At 73.5% G+C, this 22,107-nt stretch carries 19 protein-coding genes; 12 read left to right on the forward strand and 7 right to left on the reverse strand.

What is annotated here, in order from left to right:
- Positions 1 to 44: 44 nt before the first annotated feature.
- From IF17_RS0127145 to IF17_RS0127160, 4 genes are all read right to left on the reverse strand, one after another.
- Positions 45 to 1,346: a sensor histidine kinase gene (locus IF17_RS0127145; protein ID WP_030571076.1), complete on the reverse strand. Its 1,302-nt coding sequence runs from the start codon at positions 1,344 to 1,346 to the stop codon at positions 45 to 47.
- A 54-nt stretch (positions 1,347 to 1,400) separates the two neighbouring features.
- Positions 1,401 to 2,111, reverse strand: a complete 711-nt coding sequence (cseB, locus tag IF17_RS0127150; protein WP_030571077.1) for a two-component system response regulator CseB — start codon at positions 2,109 to 2,111, stop codon at positions 1,401 to 1,403.
- A gap of 84 nt (positions 2,112 to 2,195) precedes the next feature.
- A complete protein-coding gene (locus tag IF17_RS0127155; RefSeq protein ID WP_030571078.1) occupies positions 2,196 to 3,224 on the reverse strand; it encodes an endonuclease/exonuclease/phosphatase family protein in 1,029 nt (342 codons plus the stop codon).
- A gap of 112 nt (positions 3,225 to 3,336) precedes the next feature.
- Positions 3,337 to 6,693: an ATP-binding protein gene (locus IF17_RS0127160; RefSeq protein ID WP_030571079.1), complete on the reverse strand. Its 3,357-nt coding sequence runs from the start codon at positions 6,691 to 6,693 to the stop codon at positions 3,337 to 3,339.
- A 202-nt stretch (positions 6,694 to 6,895) separates the two neighbouring features.
- Between IF17_RS0127160 and IF17_RS0127165 the strand changes: the two genes are divergently transcribed.
- The 3 genes from IF17_RS0127165 (at position 6,896) to IF17_RS0127175 (ending at position 10,926) form a co-directional block, all read left to right on the forward strand.
- Entirely contained in the window at positions 6,896 to 8,155 is a 1,260-nt protein-coding gene (locus IF17_RS0127165) for an MFS transporter (protein ID WP_030571080.1), read from the forward strand.
- 132 nt (positions 8,156 to 8,287) lie between these two features.
- On the forward strand, positions 8,288 to 9,700 hold the full coding sequence (locus IF17_RS0127170; protein WP_030571081.1) for an NtaA/DmoA family FMN-dependent monooxygenase: 1,413 nt from the start codon (positions 8,288 to 8,290) through the stop codon (positions 9,698 to 9,700).
- Positions 9,697 to 10,926 (forward strand): LLM class flavin-dependent oxidoreductase, encoded by a 1,230-nt coding sequence (locus IF17_RS0127175; protein ID WP_030571082.1) that lies wholly within the window; start codon positions 9,697 to 9,699, stop codon positions 10,924 to 10,926. Before IF17_RS0127170 ends, IF17_RS0127175 begins: the two co-directional genes overlap by 4 nt.
- A gap of 77 nt (positions 10,927 to 11,003) precedes the next feature.
- On the opposite strand, the gene IF17_RS0127180 is transcribed toward IF17_RS0127175, so the two are convergent.
- Positions 11,004 to 11,543, reverse strand: coding sequence for a hypothetical protein (locus tag IF17_RS0127180; protein ID WP_030571084.1), 540 nt, complete (start codon positions 11,541 to 11,543; stop codon positions 11,004 to 11,006).
- Positions 11,544 to 11,694: 151 nt separating this feature from the next.
- Between IF17_RS0127180 and IF17_RS0127185 the strand changes: the two genes are divergently transcribed.
- The gene (locus IF17_RS0127185) at positions 11,695 to 12,048 is read left to right on the forward strand and encodes a PadR family transcriptional regulator (protein WP_030571086.1); all 354 of its coding nucleotides are present in this window, start codon (positions 11,695 to 11,697) and stop codon (positions 12,046 to 12,048) included.
- A complete protein-coding gene (locus tag IF17_RS0127190) occupies positions 12,045 to 12,782 on the forward strand; it encodes a permease prefix domain 1-containing protein (RefSeq protein ID WP_030571089.1) in 738 nt (245 codons plus the stop codon). The genes IF17_RS0127185 and IF17_RS0127190 overlap by 4 nt, the downstream gene beginning before the upstream one ends.
- 99 nt (positions 12,783 to 12,881) lie before the next feature.
- Here IF17_RS0127190 and IF17_RS0127195 read toward each other — a convergent pair whose 3' ends face one another.
- Positions 12,882 to 13,820, reverse strand: coding sequence for an oxidoreductase (locus IF17_RS0127195; protein WP_030571092.1), 939 nt, complete (start codon positions 13,818 to 13,820; stop codon positions 12,882 to 12,884).
- Between the two features lie 164 nt (positions 13,821 to 13,984).
- Positions 13,985 to 14,929 (reverse strand): carbon-nitrogen hydrolase, encoded by a 945-nt coding sequence (locus tag IF17_RS0127200; RefSeq protein WP_030571095.1) that lies wholly within the window; start codon positions 14,927 to 14,929, stop codon positions 13,985 to 13,987.
- Positions 14,930 to 15,078: 149 nt separating this feature from the next.
- On the opposite strand from IF17_RS0127200, the gene IF17_RS0127205 reads away from it, so the two are divergent.
- From IF17_RS0127205 to IF17_RS0127235, 7 genes are all read left to right on the forward strand, one after another.
- Entirely contained in the window at positions 15,079 to 16,239 is a 1,161-nt protein-coding gene (locus IF17_RS0127205; protein WP_030571098.1) for a LacI family DNA-binding transcriptional regulator, read from the forward strand.
- 145 nt (positions 16,240 to 16,384) lie between these two features.
- Positions 16,385 to 17,611, forward strand: coding sequence for a cytochrome P450 (locus IF17_RS0127210; RefSeq protein ID WP_030571101.1), 1,227 nt, complete (start codon positions 16,385 to 16,387; stop codon positions 17,609 to 17,611).
- 379 nt (positions 17,612 to 17,990) lie between these two features.
- Positions 17,991 to 19,253, forward strand: coding sequence for an ATP-binding protein (locus IF17_RS0127215; protein ID WP_030571104.1), 1,263 nt, complete (start codon positions 17,991 to 17,993; stop codon positions 19,251 to 19,253).
- On the forward strand, positions 19,250 to 19,654 hold the full coding sequence (locus IF17_RS0127220; RefSeq protein ID WP_030571107.1) for a roadblock/LC7 domain-containing protein: 405 nt from the start codon (positions 19,250 to 19,252) through the stop codon (positions 19,652 to 19,654). The genes IF17_RS0127215 and IF17_RS0127220 overlap by 4 nt, the downstream gene beginning before the upstream one ends.
- Entirely contained in the window at positions 19,651 to 20,025 is a 375-nt protein-coding gene (locus tag IF17_RS0127225; protein WP_030571110.1) for a DUF742 domain-containing protein, read from the forward strand. Before IF17_RS0127220 ends, IF17_RS0127225 begins: the two co-directional genes overlap by 4 nt.
- Positions 20,000 to 20,590, forward strand: coding sequence for a GTP-binding protein (locus IF17_RS0127230; RefSeq protein WP_030571112.1), 591 nt, complete (start codon positions 20,000 to 20,002; stop codon positions 20,588 to 20,590). The genes IF17_RS0127225 and IF17_RS0127230 overlap by 26 nt, the downstream gene beginning before the upstream one ends.
- Before the next feature lie 71 nt (positions 20,591 to 20,661).
- Complete coding sequence (locus tag IF17_RS0127235; protein ID WP_030571116.1) at positions 20,662 to 22,071, forward strand: cytochrome P450 family protein; 1,410 nt, start codon at positions 20,662 to 20,664, stop codon at positions 22,069 to 22,071.
- The last annotated feature ends 36 nt before the right edge of the window (positions 22,072 to 22,107 follow it).

Below are 22,107 nucleotides of genomic sequence, written 5' to 3' on the forward strand. Positions count from 1 at the left end.
GCGGTGCCGTTTCCGCCGCCGCGAGAGTGCGTTGCGGTTCCGTTTCAGGGTGTACGGGACGCGTCGGGTGGGCCGGGTGGGACCGGTGCCAGGTCGAGCGTGGCGATCGCGCCGTGTCCGTCCCCGTCCCCGCCCCCCTCCGGTGCGTTCGCGTAGGTCAGGCGGGCGCCGAGGACGTCGGCCTGGCCCTGTGCGATGGTCAGGCCGAGCCCGTGGCCCCGGCCGCGTTCGGTGGCGCCCGTACGGAAGCGTTGCGGGCCCTGTTCGAGCAGGGCGGCGGGGAAGCCGGGGCCGTGGTCGCGTACGGAGATCCGGGCGCCGGTGACGGTGACCTCGACGGGGGCGGCGCCGTGGCGGTGCGCGTTGGTGACCAGGTTGACCACGATCCGCTCCACCCGGCGCGGGTCTGTCTCCACCGTCCCGGCCGCCCCGGCGGTGACCCGGGTCTCCGTCCCCGTACGCCGCACCACGTCCGCCACCAGCTCGCCCAGCGGCACCGCGTCCGGCCGGGCCCGCTCGGCGCCCGCGTCGAGCCGCGAGATCTCCAGCAGGTCCTCGATCAGGGCGTTGAGGGCCCGGACCCGGTCCCGTACGAGATGGGTCGCCTCGTCGCTCTCCGGGAGCAGCCCGGCGGCGGTGACCAGGCCCATCAGCGGGGTGCGCAGCTCATGGGCGACGTCGGCGGTGAAGCGCTGCTCGTTCTCCAGCTTGCGCTGGAGGGCGGAGGCCATGTCGTCCACGGCGGCCGACATCTCGGTGATCTCGTCCCGGGCCCGCCCGGTGGAGCCGATCCGCGCGTCCAGTTCCCCGTCCGCGATCCGGCGGGCGGTACGGGCTCCGTGGCGCAGCCGCCGGTTGATCGGCTCGGTGGCGAGGGCGGCGAGCGGGACGACGAAGACGAGAGCGGCGAGGACGGACTTCACGATGGAGCGGTCCAGGAGCTGGAGGCTGCGGACCTCGGTGCTCATGTCGTGGCGCACGACGAGGACTTGACGGTCGCCGACGGCCACGGCACCCCACATCCAGTACCAGTTGGGCGGATCGGCGTCGTACCAGGTGGCGTACTCGCCGCCGGTATCCGGCTGGTCGGCGAGATCGCGCGCCAGCGGCTCGGGCAGCTCCTCAGGCGTCCGTACGTCGACGTCCGGCGGCGCCTTCCCCGTACGGCTCAGCTCCCGCTCGGCAGCGATCAGGCGGGTGATCGTGCGCTCGTGGCCCACGCGGAGTCCGCGCTCGCGGGTGGCGTCGTGCACCAGGAAGCCGACGACCGCCGCCACCGCACAGCAGGCGGCGGCGGCGAGCGCGGCGATCTTCCAGCGCAGGGCGCGGGGGTTGAGAAGGCCCATGGTGATCCGTCGGTCGGTCGGCGGTCGGTCGTCGGTCTGCGGCCGGTCGGCCGGTCAGGTGCGGACGAGTTTGTAGCCGAAGCCGCGTACGGTCTCGATCCTGCCGCTGCCGATCTTCTTCCGCAGCCGCAGCACGCACAGGTCGACGACCCGGGTGTCGCCCTCCCAGCCGTAGTCCCAGACCTCGCGCAGCAGCCGGCGGCGGTCGAGTACGGAACCGGGCGCGGCCGCGAACTCCAGCAGCAGGCGCAGTTCGGTGGGGGTCAGCGGTACGGGCTCCCCCGCGCGGTGCACCTCCATGCCGAGGGTGTCGACGGTCAGGTCGCCGAAGACCAGCAGGTGGTCGGGGGCGTCCGGCGGCGGGCTCTGGGACGGTGCGAAGGTGGCGCGGCGCAGGAGGGCGCGGATGCGGGCCACCAGGACGGGGGTGTCGACGGGCTTGATCACGTAGTCGTCGGCGCCCGCCTCCAGCCCCGCGACCACATCCAGCGCGTCGCCGCGCGCGGACATCATCAGCACCGGGACGAGGCTCTCCTCGCGGATGCGGTGGCAGAGGCCGATACCGTCCAGCTCGGGCAGCATCACGTCCAGGATCAGCAGGTCGTACGTGCCCGCCCGGAACGCCTCCAGACCACTGAGGCCGTCGGCGGCCACGTCGACGCGGTAGCCGTACCGCTCCAGGGCCAGTTGGACGGCGCGCCGGATCGTGGCGTCGTCCTCGACGACGAGCACGTTGACGGGGTCGGGGACCCGGGGTTCCGGCACAGTTCCTGCCTGGTCGTGGGGGGGTGATCACGGGGTGGGAGTAATGGGGTGCTTTGCGCATCGTAGGCCGCCCGCCGCATGAGGTCAGAACCTCAGCGTCGCCGCCACCGGACGGTGGTCGCTGCCCGTGGCGGGCAGGGTCCAGGACGCGCGCGGATCCATCCCCTTCACGAGGACGTCGTCGATGCGGACCACCGGGAACCCGGCGGGGTACGTGAACCCGAAGCCGCCCCCCGCCTCCCGCTGGGCCGACCGCAGCTGCGAGGTGACCGGGGCCAGGGCCCTGTCCTGGTACGTGCCGTTGAAGTCGCCCAGCACCACCACCCGGGGCGCGGGCTCGGCCCTTACGGCGGAGGCCAGGACGCGGGCCGCCTCGTTGCGGCGGGCGGTGGTGAAGCCCGCGCCCGACACGCGTACGGAGGCGAGGTGGGCGGCATAGACGGCGACGGGGCCCTCGGGGGTGGCCGCCGTGGCCCGCATCGCCCGGGTCCACGGCATGATCTCCACCTCCGCGACCGCCGTGAGCCGGTGCCTGCTCCAGAGGCCGACGCCGCCGAGCACCGCGTGGTGCGGGTAGGCGGCGGCCAGCTCGCGCTCGTAGACGGGGGTGGACTCCTCGGACAGCTCCACCAGGGCCAGGACGTCGGCCTTGGCCCCGGCGAGGGCGCGGGCGGTGCCGGCCGGGTCGGGGTTGGCCTCGTCGACGTTGTGGCTGAGGACGGTGAGGCCCTGGCCGGTGGCGCCCGTGCCCTTGCCTCTGTCTTTGCCTTTGTCGGTGAGGGTGGGGCCGAAGAGGGTCGCCCAGACCAGGGCGGGGGCGAGTACGGCGACGGCGGCGAGCTGGGAGCGCCGTACGGCTGCCAGGGCGAGGAGGGCGGGGACAGCAAGGCCGGTCCAGGGCAGCAGGGTCTGGAAGAGGCTGCCGAGGTTGAGGGCGGTGTTGGGGAGGTGCGCGTGCAGGGCCATGAGGGCGGCGGAGAGCAGGGCGGCGAGGGCGAGGAGGCGGCCGGGGGGCCGCTGGGGCGGGGTGGGTGCGGGCGTCGCATTGGTCGGGGCGGGGGTCGGGGTGGGCGCGTCGGCCCGGGTGCTCGGCTCCTCCTCGGTGGTCAGCACGGCACGGGTCTCCCTACGGTCGCGTACACCGGAGATCGGGTACGTCCCCAGCGTCCGGGGCCCGCGCTTCCGGGCGGTCAGGGGCGCGCTTCGGGGACCGCGCGGGTCTGTTTCAGCTGCGTATCGGCCGGACACCCGATGGTGCCGTTGGTGCCGTACGGGCCTGGCGGCCCGCCTCCTCCGGGTCCAGCCGCGCGCCCCTCTCGTACGCCTCCGAGAACGCCGCCGCCCCCAGCGCGGCCCGCGCCGCCGCCGTGACGCGGTCGACGTCGGCGCGTTCGGCGGGCGGCAGCGGGGCCCCGGCCCGGTGGCGGGCGGCCGCCGCCGCGCCCAGGAGGGTGGCCGCCCGGGTGGCGGCGGCAGCATCGCCGGGCAGGGCGGCCGCACCGGCCAGGCCCTCCAGGGAGAGGGCCAGGGCGCGGGGCTCGGCGAGGGCGCGGGCGATCTCCAGGCCCGCCAGGTGGTGGGCCGCCGCCGCGTGCGCGTCGCCGCGCAGCTCGGCGACGAAGCCGAGCTCGGCCAGGAGCAGGTGGTCGCCCGCCGGGGAGGAGACGTCGGCGTAGCCGTCGCGGATGTGGAGCAGGTGCGCCTCGGCGCCGTCGAGGTCGCCCGAGCGGCGGGCGCCGAGGGCGAGGCCCATCTCGGAGTGGATCTCGCCGTACTTGTAGCCCTGTTCGGCGGCGATGCGGCGCGCCTGTTCGTGCAGATCGCGGGCGCGGCCGAAGTCGCGGGCGAGCAGCGCGAGCCGGCCGAGCCCGGAGAGCCGGGCCGACACCTCCGCCTCAAGGCCCAACTCCCGTGCCATGCGCAGCCCTTCATGCTGGCGGCGTTCGGCGTCCTCGTACGCACCCTTGATCTCGGCGAGCGCGGCGAGCGGGGAGACTGTCTGCAACTCGCCCCAGCGGTCGCCCAGTTCGTGGAAGACCTGGGCGCTGCGCGTGCCGTCCCGGCCGAGGCCGGCGAGGTCGCCGCCGACCAGGGCGAGCGTCGCGCGCAGGCCGAGTGCGGCGGCGGTGCCCCATCGGTCCTCGGCGGTGGTGAACAGGGTGAGGGCGCGGGTGTTCAGCTCGCTGCTGCCGGTCACGTCGCCCGCGCTGAACAGGCCGTACGCACAGATCCAGAGCGCGCGGCCTCGGCGTACGGGGTCAGGGATGGCCTCGGACGCGGGGGCGGGGCCGTGGGCGTCATTCGGCGTGGCGGCTGCGGCCGGGTCCCCGGTGAGGAGCGCGAACGCGGCGTGGAGGAGGGAGAGTTCAGGCGGGCCGTCCGTCGCGGCCAGCACCGCGCCCAGGCTGCGGCGGGCCTCGGTCAGGCGGCCGCGCAGCAGCCACCACCAGGCGAGGGCCGTGGCCAGCCGGACGGCCTCCTCCGGCTCGCCCGCGCCCGCCCTGCGCACCGCCTCGTCGAGGGCCGTCCGCAGGTTGCCCGCCTCCGCGTCCAGCCGGGCCAGCCAGGGCCGCTGCCCCGCGCCGCGCAACCGGGGCTCGGCCTGTTCGGCCAGCGCCCGGTAGTGGAGGAGGTGCCGGTCCCGCACGGCGGTGGGGTCCTCCATCTCGTGGAGCCGCTCGGCCGCATACGCGGCGACGGACTCCAGAAGCCGGTAGCGGGGGCCGGTGGGCCCGGCCGCCACCACCACCAGCGACCGGTCGACCAGCCGGGTGACCAGGTCCAGCACCTCGTCCCGGGCCACACCGCCCCCCGCGCAGACCGCCTCGGCGGCGGCCAGGTCGCAGCCGTCGGTGTGGGCGGCGAGGCGGCGCAGGACGATGCGTTCGGGGGCGCTGAGCAGCTCCCAGCTCCAGTCGATCACCGCGCGCAGCGTCTGCTGGCGGGCCGGGGCGCCGCGCTGCCCGAACGTCAGGACCCGGAAGCGGTCGTTGAGCCGTGCCGCCAACTCCCGTACCCCCAGAGCCCGTACGCGGGTGGCGGCGAGCTCCAGTGCGAGCGGGATCCCGTCCAGACGACGGCAGATCTCGGCGACGGCGCGGCACTCGGGCTCGTCCGGGGCGCCAAGGGCCTCCGGGTCGCGCGGGAAGCCGGGGGTGGATGCGGCGGCCCGTTCCATGAACAGCCTGACCGCGTCGGCCGGTTGCAGCGGTTCGACCAGGAACATCGCCTCGCCCGCGAGGCCGAGCGGCTCCTGACCGGTGGCCAGGACCCGCAGGCCGGGGGCGGTGCGCAGGAGGAGGTCGGTGAGTTCGGCGGCGGCGTCGACGACGTGCTCGCAGTTGTCCAGGACGAGCAGGGTGCGGCGGTCGCGCAGCGCGGTGGCGAGGCGGTGCGGGAGGGAGGGCGGGGTCGTGGAGGGGCTGGTGCCGGTACCGGGCAGGGAGCGGGGCGCGTCGTCGCGGATGCCGAGGGTGGCGGCGACCACCTGGGCGAGATCGGCGGGGGTGCCGGCGCGGATGCCGGAGAACTCCACCAGCCAGGTGCCGTCGGCCAGTTCGCCCGCCTGCTCGCTGTCCCGCTCGGCGGTGGCCGCCGCGACGGCGAGCCGGGTCTTGCCGACGCCGCCGGGGCCGGTGAGGGTCACCAGCCGTGCGTTCGCCAGAAGTTGGGAGAGGTCGGCGAGCGCTTGGCGGCGACCTACTAGGGGGGTGAGGGGGGCGGGGAGGTTGGAGTGGGAGGGCGGGGCGGTGGTGGTGGGTGCGGTGTTCACGGTGCTTGCCTGAGTCGACGCCCTGTACCCGTACTCGTACTCGTACCCGTATCCGTATCCGTACGGCTCCGCGCTCAGCCCCGGCTCCTGTCGCAGCACCGCCCCGTGCAGCGCGGCCAGTTCCGGGCTCGGGTCGATCCCCAGCTCCTCGGCCAGCCGGGCGCGTAGATCCTCGTACGACGCGAGCGCCTCGCTCTGGCGGCCCGTCGCGTACAGGGCCCTCATCCGGACGCCGACCAGGCGCTCCCGCAGCGGGTGGAGCGCCACGAGGTCGGCGAGCTCCCCGGCGAGGAGCGCGTGGTCCCCCGCCTCCAGGCGCGCCTGGGCCTGCTCCTCCAGTACGGAGAGCCGCTGCTCCGCGAGGCGCTGGGCGGCCGCCCGCACGAAGGGGGCGTCGGCGAAATCCGCGTACGCCGGTCCGCGCCACAGCTCCAGGGCCTCGGTGAGCAGCGCGGCCCGGGCGCGCGGGTCCTGGACGGGGCGGGCCCGTGTCACCAGGGCCCGGAAGCGTACGGCGTCCACCTCGTCGCCGCCGTCGTCGAACCGCAGCCGGTAGCCCGGGGGTTGGCGCACCACCCGGTCGCGGCCGATGGCCCGGCGCAGCTGGGAGACCTTGGCCTGGAGGGCGCCCGTGGGCCTGCCCGGCGGCGCGTCGCCCCACAGGTCGTGGATGAGGCGGTCGGCGGAGACCGGTCCCCCGTCGTCGGCGAGCAGATCCGCCAGCAGGGCCCGGACCTTGGCCTCGGGGACCCTGACTTCCCGTCCCTCGCCGTCCCACACCGCCAGTGGCCCGAGCACCCCAAACCGCATGGCCGCCACCGTACAGGTGCCGGGAACCGGCCCCCCGAAGGTTTCCCGAAGGTTCCCCGAAGCGGCCGGGCGCAGTGTCGTTCCAGTAGGCGGCACCTGAGGGGAGCGGCAACCAGGCCCCCGTACGCGCGCAGGACGGCTCTGGTCGTCCGTCAATCCACCACCGTCCCCCCTTGCCCTCCGGAAACCTGGAGCACACCCCATGAGCACCACGCCCGACACGGCGCCCACCGCCGCCTCGGCACCGAACCCCCAGGGCGGGGGTGAGGAGCAGCAGAAGCTTCCGCTCTTCGCCCTGCTCGCCCTCGCCACCGCCGTCTTCATCACCTGCCTCACCGAGACCCTCCCCGCCGGTCTGCTGCCCGCCATGAGCGAGGACCTGCGGGTCAGCCAGTCCGCGACCGGCCAGACGGTCACGGTCTACGCGATCGGCACCGCCCTGACCGCGATCCCGCTCACCGCGGCCACCGCCGGCTGGCGGCGCAGGAAGCTGCTGCTCACGGCGATGGCCGGGTTCGCCCTCGCCAACACCGTGACGGCCCTGTCGTCCGTCTACGAGCTGACGATGGTGGCGCGGTTCGTCGCCGGTGTGGCGGCCGGTCTCGCCTGGGCCCTGCTCGCCGGGTACGCCCGCCGCCTGGCCCCCGTACACCTCCAGGGCAAGGCGATGGCCGTCGCCATGGCCGGTATCCCCGTCGCGCTCTCCCTCGGCGTGCCCGCGGGAACCTTCCTCGGCGACTGGCTCGGCTGGCGCGTGGCGTTCCTGTCGATGACCGTGCTCACGGTCGTGCTCCTGGTGTGGATCTTCGTTGGCGTACCCGACTTCACCGGCCAGGAGCGCGGCGAGCGGCCGAAGCTGCTGCGCACCCTGACCATCCCGGGTGTCTCCCCGGTCCTCTTCGTCACGCTGGTCTTCGTGCTGGCGCACACCATCCTGTACGCGTACATCGCCAGCTACCTCAAGGACCTGGGCCTGGACGGGCACACCGGTCTGATCCTGCTGGTCTTCGGCGCGGCCTCGCTGGCGAGCATCTGGATCGTCGGCGCGCAGATCAACCGCCGGCTGCGCGGCCTCACCGTCGGCGGCGCCCTGCTCGTCGCCGTCGCCTCGCTGCTCCTGGCCGTCCTCTCCGACACCACCGCCCTCGTCTATGTGGCAGCCGTGCTGTGGGGGCTCGGCTGGGGCGGTGTGCCCACCCTCCTCCAGACGGCCGTCGGTGACGCGGGCGGCGAGTCCGCCGACGCGGCGCAGGCGATGCTCGTCACGCTCTGGAACGTCGCGATGGCGGGCGGCGGCATCGCCGGGGGCATCCTGCTCGACACCCTCGGCAGCGCGTCCTTCCCGTGGACGGTGCTGCTGCTCCTGCTGCCGGTGCTCGCGGTCGTGCTCCACGCCCGGAAGGCCGGTTTCCCCGCCCACCGGCCGGTGGCGGCGGCCCCGGCGCCTGCCGCCGAGGCATGAACAGCTCGTGAAGCAGGGTCGGTTGACCTGTGCGGACCGCTTCCCGCACCGGCACGCTCGGAGAGCCACCCCCTCGTTCCCGCCCCGACCACCCCTTCCCCGCTACCGGACTTCGCAGGAGGAGACCGCACCGTGCCCGCCACCACCAAGAGACAGGTGCATCTCGCAGCGCAGCTGCCCGGCATCCACAATGTGACCGTCTGGTCGGACCCGCGCTCCGAGAGCCAGATATCCATCGACTCCTTCATCCGGCTCGCGCAGACCGTCGAACGCGGCAAGTTCGACTTCTTCTTCCTCGCCGAGGGGCTACGGCTGCGCGAGCACAAGGGGCAGGTCTACGACCTGGACATCGCGGGACGCCCGGAGAACCTGACCGTGCTGAGCGCCCTGGCGGCCGTCACCACGCACCTGGGCCTCGCCGCCACGGTCAACGCCACGTTCAACGAGCCGTACGAGGTGGCGCGCCGGTTCGCCACCCTGGACCGGCTCAGCGGCGGGCGGGCCGCCTGGAACGTGGTCACCAGCTACGACGCCTTCACCGGCGAGAACTTCCGCCGGGGCGGCTTCCTCCCGGAGGCCGACCGCTACACCCGGGCCGCCGACTTCCTCACCACCGCACGGAAGTTGTGGGACAGCTGGTCGGACGGGGACCTGAAGGCCGACGCGGCGACGGGGGAGTTCATCGCCGCCGGGACCGGCCGCTTCGCCCACCGGGGGCAGCACTTCGACATCTCCGGCCGGTTCACCACCCCTCCAGGGCCGCAGGGCCACCCGGTGATCATCCAGTCCGGCGAGTCCGACGCGGGCCGCGAGTTCGCCGCGTCCGACGCCGAGGTCATCTTCAGCAAGCACAACCGGACCGACGTGGCCCGGGACTTCTACCGGGATGTGAAGCGGCGCCTGGCCACGTACGGCCGGAGCCCCGATGACCTGCTGATCCTCCCCACCGCCAACGCGGTCGTCGCGGACACCGACGAGGAGGCCGCCGCGTACGCGGAGGAGATCAGCCGCGAACTGGTCAGCCCGCAGACCGCGATCGCCCACCTGGAGGCGGTCTGGGGCCGCGACCTGTCCGCGTACGACCCGGACGGGCCGCTGCCCGGCATCGAGCCCGAGGACGACGCCCACTTCCTGAAGGGGCACTCCGTCTTCCGCAAGGGCCGGGCGGAGACGGCCCGGCGGTGGCGCAAGCTCGCCGTGGAGCGGAACTTCTCCATCCGGGAGCTGGTCATCGAGGTCGGCGGGCGGCAGACCTTCGTCGGCAGCCCGCGGACGGTCGCCGACGCCATCGACGACTACGTCCAGACCGAGGGCGCCGACGGCTTCGTCCTCGTCCCCCATCTGACCCCCGGCGGCCTGGACGACTTCGTGGACCGGGTGGTGCCGATCCTCCAGGAGAAGGGCGTCCACCGCGACGACTACACCGGCACCACGCTCCGGGACCACCTGGGCCTGTCCGCCGCGCCCCGCCCGGCCGGGTGGGGCGGCCCCGGTCAGCCCCTGCGCACCGGACGCGACCACGACCACGAGGAGACCTCCGCATGACCGGCACGACCGGCACCCCCGTCACTCCCCTGCACCTGGCCGTCGCGCTCGACGGGGCGGGCTGGCATCCGGCGGCCTGGCGCGAGGAGGGCGCCCGGCCCGGCGAGCTGCTCGACGCCGCCTACTGGGCCGATCTCGTCACCGAGGCCGAGCGCGGCCTGCTCGACTTCGTCACCTTCGAGGACGCCCTCGGCCTCCAGTCCGCCGCCTTCCACCGGCCCGACGACCGCACCGACCAGGTCAGGGGCAGCATCGACGCGGTGCTGCTCGCGGCCCACCTCGCTCCTCTCACCACGCACATCGGCCTGGTCCCGACCACCAACGTCACCCACACCGAACCGTTCCACCTCGCCATCGGCATCGCCACGCTCGACCACGCGAGCCGGGGCCGGGCCGGCTGGCGCCCGCAGATCGCCTCCCGCGCGGCCGACTCCGCCCACTTCGGACGCCGCACCACCCCTCAGCTCACCGCGGACGACGTGGCCGACTCGGAGCTGATCTCCCAACCGCTGCGCGCCCTCTTCGCGGAAGGCGCCGAGGTGGTGGAGGCGGCACGGCAGCTCTGGGACAGCTGGGAGGACGGAGCAGAGATACGGGACGTGGCGACGGGCCGCTTCCTGGACCGCGACAAGGTCCACCACATCGACTTCCAGGGCACGGACTTCAGCGTGAAGGGCCCGTCCATCACCCCGCGCTCCCCCCAGGGCCAGCCGCTGGTGGTGAGCCTCGCGCACGCCACCACCCCGTACGAGTTCGCCGCGCTCAGCTCCGACGTCGTCGCCGTCACGCCGCACGACCGGGCGGGCACGGCTGCGATCCTCGCCCAGGTCGCCGAGGCGGTCGAGCGCACCGGCCGGGACCTGGCGGACCGGCCGCTGCGCACCTTCGCGGACCTCATCGTCTTCCTGGACGACGAACCGGGCGCCGCAGCACGCCGCAAGGCCCGCCTGGACGAGGTGGCCGGGTCCGAACTCGCCTCGGACGCCGAGATCTTCACCGGCACCCCCGCCGAACTGGCCGACCTCCTCCTCGACCGGCGCTCCACCGGCCTGGACGGCTTCCGCCTCCGCCCGGGCGCCCTGCCGCACGACCTCACGGGGATCACCCGGGGCCTGGTCCCGGAGTTGCAGCGGCGCGGAGTGTTCCGTACGGAGTACGCGTCCACCACCTTGCGCGGCCACCTCGGCCTGGCCCGCCCCACCAGCCGCTACGCGAAGGCGGGTTGACGCACGGTACGGAGGCCCGGGGGCCTGGGGCCTGGGGGCCCGGCCCGTGGTCAGGCCCTCGGGTCAGGCCCCCGAGGTCAGGCCCCCGTCGTCGACCCCGGGCGGACGATCATCAGCACGACGACCGTCGCCCAGAGCAGGTTGAATATCCCGGTGGTCATGGCGAGCCGCGCCGCCGCCGACCGCCGCGCGGCCACCGTGAGAGCGCCCGAGCCCGCCCCCGTACCGGCGGCGCCCTCTCCCGCCCCCGTACCGGGAAGGTCATGCCCCTCCCCCTCCTCCTCCAGCAGCTCGCGCTGCCCGGGCAGGACCATGGACATCAGCAGAGCGGCCGCGATCGTCGTCAGCACGATCGACGCCACCAGCCAGGCATCGCCCAGCACCCCCATCTGCGCCCCGGTGGCGAGTCCGAGGACGGGGACAGCGATGCCGACCACCGCGTACCCCCGGCAGATCTTGTGCAGGAAGGCGGCCGTCCGGAGGTCATGGTCGTGCGGTACGTCGTCGCCGGGAGCGGGCGGCTTGGCGTAGCGCGGGAACATCGAGGCGGCGACCGTGATCGGCCCGACCGCCAGGATCGACGCCAGAACGTGCAGCGAGAGCAGCAGCTTGGTCACGGAGGGTCCCTTCGAGGTGTTGTTGCGTTGGCTGCCAATGCACGGGCGGCCGCCCCAGGAATAGCACGACCCGGGCCTCGATAGGTAGGCCACCAACATATTGGGCCGGACCGCTGGCCTTCCCGCCCGCCCATCTGTAGCCTGCCTACGCATGAGGCAGGATGCGGTACGCGGACATCTGGACGGTCTCCTCCTGGCGGTTCTCGAACCGGCCCCGCTGCACGGATACGCGATCATCACCGCGGTCCAGCAGCGCAGCGGCGGTGCGCTCGAGCTGCGGACCGGCACCATCTACCCGGCACTGAACCGGCTGGAGCGGCTCGGCCTGCTGCGCAGCACCTGGGAGGCGGAGGGCGGGCGCAAGCGGCGGTGTTACGCGTTGACGGAGGCGGGAGCGCGCTTCCTGGCGGACGAACGCACGGCCTGGCAGGACTTCACCGCCGCGATCGGCTCGGTCCTCAACCCGGTCGCCCCGCACCCTCACCCGCACGGACAGGGCGCATGACGACCGGCGGCCCCCCGCGCGACGGCCGTGGCCTCAGTGACGGCCGTGGCGATGGCGACGGCCGTGGCGATGGCCTCGTGGAGGCGTACGTCAGCGAGCTGGACGCCCTCCTGCGCGGACCCGCCCGGGCCAAGTCCCGCCTGATCGAGGAGGCGCGCGACGGGCTCACGGAGACCGTGGCGGCCCACACCCGCGAAGGCGAGCCGTACGAGCGGGCGGTCCGCCGGGCGGTGGCGGAGTTCGGATCGGCCCGGGAGCTGGCCGAGAGCTTCCAGCGCGAACTGACCATCGCCCAGGCCCGGCACACCGCTCGCGCCGTCGCCCTCAGCGCCCCCTTCCTCCTCGCGTGCTGGTTCCTGGTGCAGCGCGTCGGCGGCCCGCAGGATGCGGTGGTTCCGCGCACCGCGCACCTGCTCGCGACCCACCTGGCCACGGTCGCCGGCGCGGCGGTGCTCCTGGCCGCGGCCACCCTGGCCGCCACCGGCACCCTGGCCCGGCATCTCCCCGTCCCGCACCGGCTGCCGCTCACGGTCGCCTGGACGGGCACCACGGCGAGCATCTCCATGGCCGTGGCCACACTGGCCCTCGCCACCGCATCGGTGCTCGCCGAGAACTGGCCGCTGACGGCGGCGGCCTGCGCGCTGGCCGCCGCCTCCCACGCCGTCGTCGCCGGTTCGGCCCGCGCCTGCCGCCGGTGCGCACAGCTGCCGTCGGGAGAGCCCGTCACCCTGTAGGCCCGTGCCGCCAGGACCGGCCCGTCGCGCGCCCCGGAACAGCGAGGACCGGCCGGGGTCGGCGGGCCCCGCAACCGTACGGACGTACGGACCGTGAGGTCAGCCGGTCGTGGCGCTCCGGTGCAGGCCGTCCAGGAGCTTCAGCTCGTCCTCGGAGAGGCTCAGGGCTCCGGCCGCCACGTTGGCCGCGAGGTGGCCGGGATCGCCCGTGCCGGGGATGGCCAGCACATGCGGGCCCTGGTGCAGGGTCCACGCCAGCCGGATCTCCGCCGGGCCCACCCCATGCGCCTGCGCGACGGCCAGCACCTCGGCGGGCTCGGCCCCGGTCGCGCCGGCCTCGCCGCCGGCCGCGGCTATCGCGTAGTACGGGACGAAGGCGATCCCCTGCGCCCCGCAGTCCTGGACGAACGCGTCGTCCTTGGACCGCATGCCGAGCCCGTACCGGTTCTGTACGCAGACCACCGGGGCGATGGCCTGGGCCTCGGCGAGGTGGGCGGGGGTGACGTTGGAGAGGCCCAGGTGGCGGATGAGCCCGGCCTGGCGCAGCTCGGCCAGGGCACCGAAGCGCTCGGCTATCGAGTCCGTACCGACGATCCTCAGGTTCACCACGTCGAGGTGGTCGCGGCCGAGCTGGCGGAGGTTCTCCTCGACCTGGCCGCGCAGCGCCTCGGGGGTGCGGGCGTGGGCCGCCCACTGCCCCGTGAGGTCCCGGGCCGGGCCGACCTTGGTGGTGATCACGAGGTCGTCCGCGTACGGAGCGAGGGCGCTGTTGATCAGCTCGTTGGCCGAGCGCAGCGGGGAGAAGTAGAAGGCGGCGGTGTCGATGTGGTTCACACCGAGGTCGACGGCCCGGCGCAGGACGGCGAGGGCGGCATCGCGGTCGCGGGGGACGGCGTCGGGCACCAGTGCCCCGCCGGTCTGCGGCAACCGCATCGTGCCGAAGCCGATGCGGTTGACCGGCAGATCGCCGAGGGTCCAACGGCCGGACGCGGTCGCGGTGACGGTGGTGGTCGTGCCGGCGGAGCTCGTGGAAGTCATGTCCGAATGATCTCCGCTCGGCGTGCCTCCGGGCCATGGGGTTATCCCGCCGATCGGCCCTGAGGCCCGCCGAACCCCGGACCTGAGGAGGCCCCCAGGGCCCGTCGGACTACGTCACCCCGCCAGCCCGTCACCGTCAGGCCGTCACCGTCAGGCCGTCACCGTCAGTCCGTCACCGTGAGCGGGCCGTACGCGTCCGGGCGGCGGGTGGTCAGGAACGGGAACAGCTCCAGCCAGTCGCGGCGGGCGTCGAGGTCGAGGTCCGCGACCAGGACGGCGGGCTCGTCGCGCGGGGCCTGGGCCAGGACGCGGCCGTACGGGTCGACGATGAAGGAGCTGCCGTAGAAGCTGAGCCCGTTCTCGGCGCCGATGCGGTTCGGCACGATCATGAAGGTGGCGTTGGCGATCGCGTTGCCGGTGATCACCTTCTGCCAGAGCGGCTGGGAGTCGAAGCCGGGGAAGCCGGGCTCGGAGCCGATGGCGGTCGGGTAGACGAGAACGTCGGCGCCGGCCAGCGAATAGGCGCGCGCCAGCTCCGGGAACCACTGGTCCCAGCAGGTCGGCAGGCCGAAGCGGGCCTCGTCCACCGTGACCAGCGGGAACGCGTCGTCGCCCGCCGGGCCGGCCCGGAACCAGTCGTCCTCGTAATACCCCTCCGTGACCGGGATGTGGGTCTTGCGGGTGCGCTGGGCGAGGGTGCCGTCGGGGGCGACGAGGATCGCGGTGTTGTAGCCGAGGCCGTCGTCCTGGCCGCCGGGCGCCGGGGCCTTCTCGTACAGGGAGGCGTGGACGTACACGCCGTACTCGCGGGCGGCCTCGGCGGCGAAGGTGAAGGTGGGGCCGGTCAGCAGCTCCTCCGGCTCGGTCGGTGCGGGGTGGTCGGCGCGGCGGACGACCGCGAAGTACGGCGAGAGCGTCAGCTCCTGGAGGCAGACCACCCGCGCCCCCTCGGCCGCGGCGAGGCGGATGCCCTCCCGCAGGGCGGCGCGGTGCTCGGCGGGGTCGCGGTGCCACCGCTGCTGGACGGCCGCGACGCGCAGGGGGGCGCGCTCGGCGGGGCGGGTCCGGGTCGGGGAGGCGGGCGGGTTGTACGCGGTGATCAGGCGCATGACCAGTTCCAGGGGGGAGGGCCGGGGGGCGGGCACGGGGTGAGGAGGAGTTCTGCCGGAACGTTCCGGCAGGGACCGAATCTAACTCTGCCGGAACGTTCCGGCAACCCTCCACCTCGTACGATCACCACCGTCTAGACTTCACCTCCGTGACCTCCCGGACCGTGACCCTGCTCGACGTAGCCCGCACCGCCGGGGTCTCCAAGAGCACCGCATCCGACGCCCTCCAGGGCTCGGGCCGCGTCGCGGAGGCGACCCGGGACCGGGTCCGCGCGGTGGCGGAGGAGCTCGGCTACCGGCCCAACAGCGCGGCCCGGCGGCTCCGCCGCTCCAGCACCGGGGCCATCGGGCTGCACCTGCCGCAGACGGCGACCCGGCTGGACTACTACATGAACCTCGCCTTCGGGGCCGTGGCACGCGCCCAGGAGGACGGTTTCGACGTGGTGCTGCTCGCCCCGGCGAGCAGCATGGGCGGCGCGGGCGACGCGACGGGGCCGGGCGGCGCGAGCGGGCCGGTCGCCTCGCGGGTCGACGGGCTGCTGGTGATCGACCCCGAGGTGGGCGACAGCGCCGTACCGGGACTGCTGGACGCGGGCGTTCCGGTGGTGACCGGGGAGCGCTACCTCGGCCCCACCGCCGCCCCCACCGGTGCCGTGATCTGCGACAACGCCGCCTCTCTCACCGCACTCCTGGACCACGTCACCGACCGCGGCGCCCGCCGCCCCGCCGTCCTGACCCCCGCCGGCACCTCCGCCTGGGCCACCGCCCTGCGGGCCACCGCCGCCTCCTGGGGGCAGGAGCACGGGGTGGAGGTGGCGCTGCGGACCGTGCCGTTCGCCGCCACCCCGGGCGAGGCCGAGGAGACGACGCTGGCCCTGCTGCGGGCGGACCCGGCGGTGGACGCGGTGATCTGCGCCCCGGACGGCGCGGCCCCGGGCGTCCTGCGGGCGGCGGCGACCCTGGGCCGCACGGTCGGCACCACCGCATCGGACCGCACGGACAGCGCCGCCGTATCGGACCGTACGGGCGAGGAGCCCGGCGCCCCCCGGGCCGAAGCCCCCCGTCCCACGGACGACGAGCCCGGCCCCCACCCCCGTACCCCCCTCCTCGTAGCCTCCTGCGTCGACGGCACCGCCACCCGCTCCGCCGAGCCGCCCGTCACCGCGGTCGACCTGCGCCCCGCCGCGTACGGGCGCGCCTGCGCCGAGCTGCTCTGCGACATCCTCGCGGGCCGCACACCCCCCGACACCGTCCGCCTCCACGCCTGGGCGCTGGAGACGCGGGCCTCCACCACGGCCGGACCCGCCTGAGCAGCACCGCCCAACTCGCCACTCCGACAAGCCCGTTGTGGCATGCATGTATGCGGCATACTCTTCCCGGCGTATCCGGGCGCGGACCGAGCCCCAGGTCGCCCGCCCGCGCCCACCCGAAGAAGCGTCTTCTCAGGGAGTGCGTATGTCCACCGCACCACAGGTGCCCGACATCCTGTCGCCCGGCTTCGAGGCGAACCCCTATCAGGCGTACCGCCTGATGCGCGACGAGTTCCCCCTCTTCAAACACGAGGCCACCGGCAGTTATGTGATCTCGCGCTACGACGATGTCGCGTACGTCTTCAAGGACAGGAAGGGCGAGTTCACCACCGAGAACTACGACTGGCAGATCGAACCCGTCCACGGGCGGACGATCCTCCAGCTCAGCGGAGGCGAGCACGCCGTGCGCCGGGCCCTGGTGGCTCCGGCCTTCCGGGGCAGCGACCTGCGGGAGAAGTTCCTGCCTGTCATCGAGCGGAATTCGCGCACGCTGATCGACGGTTTCCGCGCCTCCGGCTCGGTCGATCTGGTCGCCGATTATGCGAGCCGTTTCCCGGTCAACGTCATCGCGGACATGCTGGGCCTCGACACGGCCGACCACGCGCGATTCCAGGGCTGGTACACGGCCGTCATCGCCTTTCTCGGCAATCTGTCGGGCGATCCGGAGGTCGCCGCGGCGGGTGAGCGGACGCGTGTCGAGTTCGCCGAGTACATGCTGCCGATCATCCGGGAGCGGCGGAGGAATCCGGGCGACGACCTGCTGTCCACACTGTGCACCGCCGAGGTCGACGGTGTCCGGATGAGCGACGAGGACGTCAAGGCGTTCTGCAGCCTGCTGCTCGCCGCCGGCGGCGAGACCACCGACAAGGCGATCGCGGGCATCTTCGCCAACCTGCTCCGCCACCCCGAGCAGCTGGAGGCGGTCCGCGCCGACCGCTCCCTGATCCCGCAGGCGTTCGCCGAGACGCTCCGCTACACCCCGCCGGTCCACATGATCATGCGGCAGGCGGCGACGGACGTGGAGCTCAGCGGCGGCACCGTACCCGCCGGAGCCACTGTCACCTGCCTGATCGGCGCCGCCAACCGCGACGAGAGCCGCTACCGCGACCCCGGCACCTTCGACATCTTCCGCACCGACCTGACCACCACCACCGCCTTCTCGGCGGCGGCCGACCATCTCGCCTTCGCGCTCGGCCGCCACTTCTGCGTCGGCGCCCTGCTGGCCAAGGCCGAGGTCGAGACCGGCGTCGGCCACCTCCTCGACGCCATGCCCGGCCTACGCGTCGCCGACGGCTTCGGCCCGGTGGAGCACGGCGTCTTCACCCGCGGCCCGAAGGCCCTGCCGCTCCGCTTCACCCCGGTGTCCCCCTGACGGACCCCGGCACCGGCCCCTGCCACCACACCGGCGTCGTATGCGATGGAGCACGGAACCACCCGCCCCCAACGCCCCTCCCCATGACGGGAATCCGGCCGGAACGGCCTCCTCCACGTCTCCGCAATGTGAACGTTCTGCGTCGAGTGGCAACTGGCATGGCGAGCTTGACATTTCGTCGTGCGGCCGGTGATAAGATCATCTTACTTCCAGTGGGCTGATGGCGTATGGGGGCATTCCGGGAGGGATGAATTCCTCGGCCCCACCTTCGGAGGGGCACCTCCCGAAGCGGCGCACGGTCGTGGCGAACGAGCCCTGACTGCGTGCCGCATGACGGGGTGTCAAGCCGTTTCCAGCCATGGCACTTGAAGTGAGTCTCATGACATTTCCACAGGGCCCCGTCATCTGGGCGCTGGTTGTCGTAGCACTGGTCGCCGTGGGTGCCGTTCTGCGGGCTCGCGCGACCAACATCAAACTGCGCAGAGGCAACGCCGAGCTGAGCGCGGAGCGCGACACGCTCCTGCGCCAGCGTGACGAGCTCCACGTCGTCCACAACGGGCTCCTCCAGCGGCAGGCCTCCGAGCTCGCCGAGGTCCGCAAGGACGCCGAGGAGGAGACCAAGGCGGTCCTCAAGGCGGCCGTCCGCACCCTCCAGGGCCTCGCCGACGAGCAGCAGGTCGTGATCGAGAAGGCCCAGCGCAAGTACGGCGACGACCCCGGGATCCTCGCCGACCTGATGGCCATGGACCACGCCAACAGCCAGTTCGGGCGGCGCGCCCAGGGCATCGCCGTACTCTGCGGCGGCTGGCTCGGCCGGCGCGAGACCGTGGCCTCCGTCTTCGACGTGGCCCGCAGCGCCCAGGGCCGTATCCGCCACTTCGACCGGGTCCGGGTCAACGGCCAGGTGAACTTCTCGGTCGTCAGCCGGGCCGTCGAACCGGTCGCGGTGGTCCTCGCCGAGCTGCTCGCCAACGCCACCAACTACTCCGCCCCCGGCACCCCGGTGGAGATCAACATCCAGGCCGTGCCGACGGGCGTCTGCCTCATCGTCGACGACGCCGGACTCGGCATGGGCCAGGAGGAGAAGGACCGCGCGGCGGCCCTCCTCTCCCCCCAGGCGGCGATCAGCGTCTCCAGCCTGGGCATCCCGCCGCAGTTCGGGTTCGCCGTCTCCGGGATGCTCGCCGCCCGCTACGGGTTCCGGGTCTCGGTGGACTCCGTTTCCCCCTATGGAGGCGTACGCGCGGTGGTACTGATCCCCGACGAGCTGCTCACCACGGAGGTGCCGCAGTCCGCCGCACCCGCCGAGGCCCCGGAGGCGTACGACACCTACGGGACCCAGCAGCAGCCGCAGGCCGCCCCGCAGCCCGACCAGTGGCAGCAGGCCCCCGCGCCCACCCCGCTCTTCCCGCCGGCGGACCGGCGCCAGGACACCGCGACCCAGCAGCTCGCCCAGATCACCACCACCTCCGGCGGGCTGCCCAAGCGTCGTCGCAAGAGCCCGGTCTCCGCGGTGCCCCCGGCCGCCCCGCAGCCGGTCCGCAGCAACGAGGAGACCGCCTCCCGCCTGGGTGCGTTCCAGCGCGGCACCCGCTCCGGGCGGGACACGACGACGACCACGGAAGGATCCGAGATCCAGTGAACCCCGATCTGTCCTGGGTACTCAACGATGTGCTCCAGGTACCCGGAGCCCGGCACGCGATCCTCGTATCCGCCGACGGCTTGCTGCTCGCCAACTCCAGCGAGATCGGCCGGGACGACGCGGAGACCGTCGCCGCCGCCATGAGCTCCATGCAGTCCCTCAGCCGGGCCGTCGCCCCCTTCATCGGCACCCGCAGCCCGGGCCGCTGGCGGCAGACGCTCCTGGAGTACGAGGACGGCTGGATCTTCCTCATCGCCGCCGGCACCGGCGCCTACCTCGCCGCCACCGCCGCCGCCGACGTGGACATGGAGGCGATGTCCTTCCGTATGCAGCAGCAGGTCACCGCGCTGGGGAAGGCGATGACCACGCCGCCCCGCCAGAACGCGGGCAGCGAGATATGAGCTCACCGGGCGAGGAGTCCAGCGTCAGCAGCGGGTTCGTCCGGTCCTACGTCATCACCGGGGGACGGGGGCTGCCGGACGCGGAGGACCTCTCCCTCGTCACGCTGGTCACCCTCGCCCCCGACCGGCAGCCGCCGCCCAACCCGAGCCCCGAGGTCAAGGCGATCTGGGAGCTGTGTTCCGGCGGCTATCTGTCGGTGGCCGAGGTCGCCGGCCACCTGGGGCTGCCGGTCGGGGTGGCCCGGCTGCTGCTCCAGGACTTAAACCAGCAGGGACACCTGCTGCGCCGCAAGGCGCCGCCACCGGCCCAGCTCGTCGACAGAAAGATCCTCGAAGAGGTGTTGCATGGACTCCAAGTCCGGTTCGGCTGAGAGCATCTATGTGCCGGACGCGGTCCAGCGCGCGGCGAAGATCCTCGTCGTCGGGCACTTCGCCGTGGGCAAGACGACCCTGATCGGCACGCTCTCCGAGATCACCCCGCTGCGCACCGAGGAGCGGATGACCCAGGCCGCGGCCCAGGTGGACGACCTGCGCGGGGCGCCCGACAAGAAGACGACCACGGTCGCCCTGGACTTCGGGCGCCTGACCCTCAGCGACGAGCTGGTGCTCTACCTGTTCGGTACGCCGGGGCAGCAGCGGTTCGTGGAGCTGTGGGAGGACATGGCGCGCGGTTCGCTCGGCGCGCTCCTCCTGGTCGACCCGGCGCGGCTGGCCGACACCTTCCCGGTGATCGACCTGGTCGAGACGTACGGGCTGGAGTACGCGGTCGCCGTCAACAGCTTCGACCCGTACTCGCGGCACGCCGAGGACGAACTGCGCGAGGCGCTCGACCTGCTGCCGTCCACCCCGGTCGTCTACTGCGACGCCCGGGACCAGAAGTCCTCCGCGCAGGCCCTGATCACGCTCGTACGTCACCTCCTCGCGCACGCGGCCTGAGCCCGCTCTCCCGCACACCCCCAACCGAAGCCGGGGCGACCGTCCCCGCGATCACACCGAGGAAGCCGAACATGGACCCGTCGCCGGGAGCCACCCCGTACAGCGCGCCCGCCGGGTGCCCCATGAGCCAGCAGCAGACCTCGCTGTACGGGCCGGAGTTCGCCGCCGACCCGCACCGCGCGTACGACGCGTTCCGGGCGCACGGCCCCGCCGCGCCGATCGAGCTGGCGCCCGGGGTGGACGCCACGCTGATCGTGCAGCACGAGGCGGCGCTGCGGGTGCTCCAGAACCCGGCGCTGTTCGCCCGGGACTCCCGGCGCTGGGCGGCGCTGCGCGAGGGCGCCGTACCGATGGACAGCCCGGTGCTGCCGATGATGATGTACCGGCCCAACTGCCTGTTCACCGACGGCGCCGAGCACCTGCGGCTGCGCAAGGCGGTCACCGAGTCGCTGGCGCGGCTCAACAGCAGCCGGCTGAGCCGGGACGTCGAGCGGATCGCCGACTACCTGATCGACCAGTTCATCGAGCGCGGCACCGCCGACCTGCTCAACGAGTACGCCAAGCTCCTGCCGCTGCTGCTGTTCAACCAGCTCTTCGGCTGCCCCGGCGACATCGGCGACCGGCTGACCCGGTCGATGTCCGCCATCTTCGACGGCGAGGACGTGCTGCGCGCCAACGGGGAGCTGACGGAGTGCCTGATGGAGCTGGTCGCGCTGAAGCGGCGCCAGCCCGGTGAGGACGTCACCTCCTGGCTGATCCAGCACCCGGCGGGGCTGCGGGACGAGGAGCTGAAGGACCAGCTGGTGATGCTGATGGGCGCCGGGGTGGAGCCGGAGCGAAACCTCATCGCCAACGCGCTGCTGCTGATGCTCGCCGGTGACCAGCCGGGTGGGCCCGAGCGGCGCGGTTCGGGGATGCTCGTGGAGGACGCGCTGGACGACGTCCTGTGGAACAACCCGCCGATCGCCAACTACGCGACGCACTACCCGGTGCGGGACATCGAGCTGGACGGGGTGGTGCTGAAGGCGGAGACCCCGGTGCTGATCAGCTTCGCCGCCGCGAACAGCGACCCGTCCCTCACCGACGCCCGCCAGACCCTGAGCAAGGGGGCCCATCTGGCCTGGGGCGCGGGCCCGCACGTCTGCCCCGCCAAGTCGCCCGCCACCCTCATCGCGCTGACCGCGATCGAGAAGATCCTCAACACCGTGCCCGACCTCTCGCTGGCCGTCCCGGCCTCGGGCGTCGGCTGGCGTCCCGGCCCCTTCCACCGGGCCCTGATCTCCCTGCCCGTACGGTTCACCCCGACCGCCGCCCGCCGCACCACGACCGGCACCCAGCCGCCGGCCCCGACCTCGGCGCAGCTGCCCGACCCGTACCGGAACGCGGCGCCCCAGCCGGCTCCCGCCGGTCGTCACGCTGCGGAACCGGCCAAGAAGCCCAAGGGCTGGTGGAGTTCATTCCTGGACGTTTTCCGGGTCTGACGCACCGTCGTCGGCGTTTCCCTCACGGACCGACAA

The sequence above is a fragment of the Streptomyces cyaneofuscatus genome (assembly GCF_000718135.1).
GTDB classification, from domain to species: domain Bacteria; phylum Actinomycetota; class Actinomycetes; order Streptomycetales; family Streptomycetaceae; genus Streptomyces; species Streptomyces cyaneofuscatus.

Excerpts from the sequence above, each read along its gene's own strand:
- IF17_RS0127190 (WP_030571089.1), top strand. The coding sequence starts at position 12,045 with ATGACGACCGGCGGCCCCCCGCGCGACGGCCGTGGCCTCAGTGACGGC.
- IF17_RS0127175 (WP_030571082.1), top strand. The coding sequence starts at position 9,697 with ATGACCGGCACGACCGGCACCCCCGTCACTCCCCTGCACCTGGCCGTC.
- IF17_RS0127145 (WP_030571076.1), bottom strand. The coding sequence starts at position 1,346 with ATGGGCCTTCTCAACCCCCGCGCCCTGCGCTGGAAGATCGCCGCGCTC.
- IF17_RS0127235 (WP_030571116.1), top strand. The coding sequence starts at position 20,662 with ATGGACCCGTCGCCGGGAGCCACCCCGTACAGCGCGCCCGCCGGGTGC.
- IF17_RS0127185 (WP_030571086.1), top strand. The coding sequence starts at position 11,695 with ATGAGGCAGGATGCGGTACGCGGACATCTGGACGGTCTCCTCCTGGCG.
- IF17_RS0127225 (WP_030571110.1), top strand. The coding sequence starts at position 19,651 with ATGAGCTCACCGGGCGAGGAGTCCAGCGTCAGCAGCGGGTTCGTCCGG.
- IF17_RS0127160 (WP_030571079.1), bottom strand. The coding sequence starts at position 6,693 with ATGCGGTTTGGGGTGCTCGGGCCACTGGCGGTGTGGGACGGCGAGGGA.
- IF17_RS0127165 (WP_030571080.1), top strand. The coding sequence starts at position 6,896 with ATGAGCACCACGCCCGACACGGCGCCCACCGCCGCCTCGGCACCGAAC.
- IF17_RS0127195 (WP_030571092.1), bottom strand. The coding sequence starts at position 13,820 with ATGACTTCCACGAGCTCCGCCGGCACGACCACCACCGTCACCGCGACC.
- IF17_RS0127210 (WP_030571101.1), top strand. The coding sequence starts at position 16,385 with ATGTCCACCGCACCACAGGTGCCCGACATCCTGTCGCCCGGCTTCGAG.
- IF17_RS0127230 (WP_030571112.1), top strand. The coding sequence starts at position 20,000 with ATGGACTCCAAGTCCGGTTCGGCTGAGAGCATCTATGTGCCGGACGCG.
- IF17_RS0127215 (WP_030571104.1), top strand. The coding sequence starts at position 17,991 with ATGACATTTCCACAGGGCCCCGTCATCTGGGCGCTGGTTGTCGTAGCA.
- IF17_RS0127200 (WP_030571095.1), bottom strand. The coding sequence starts at position 14,929 with ATGCGCCTGATCACCGCGTACAACCCGCCCGCCTCCCCGACCCGGACC.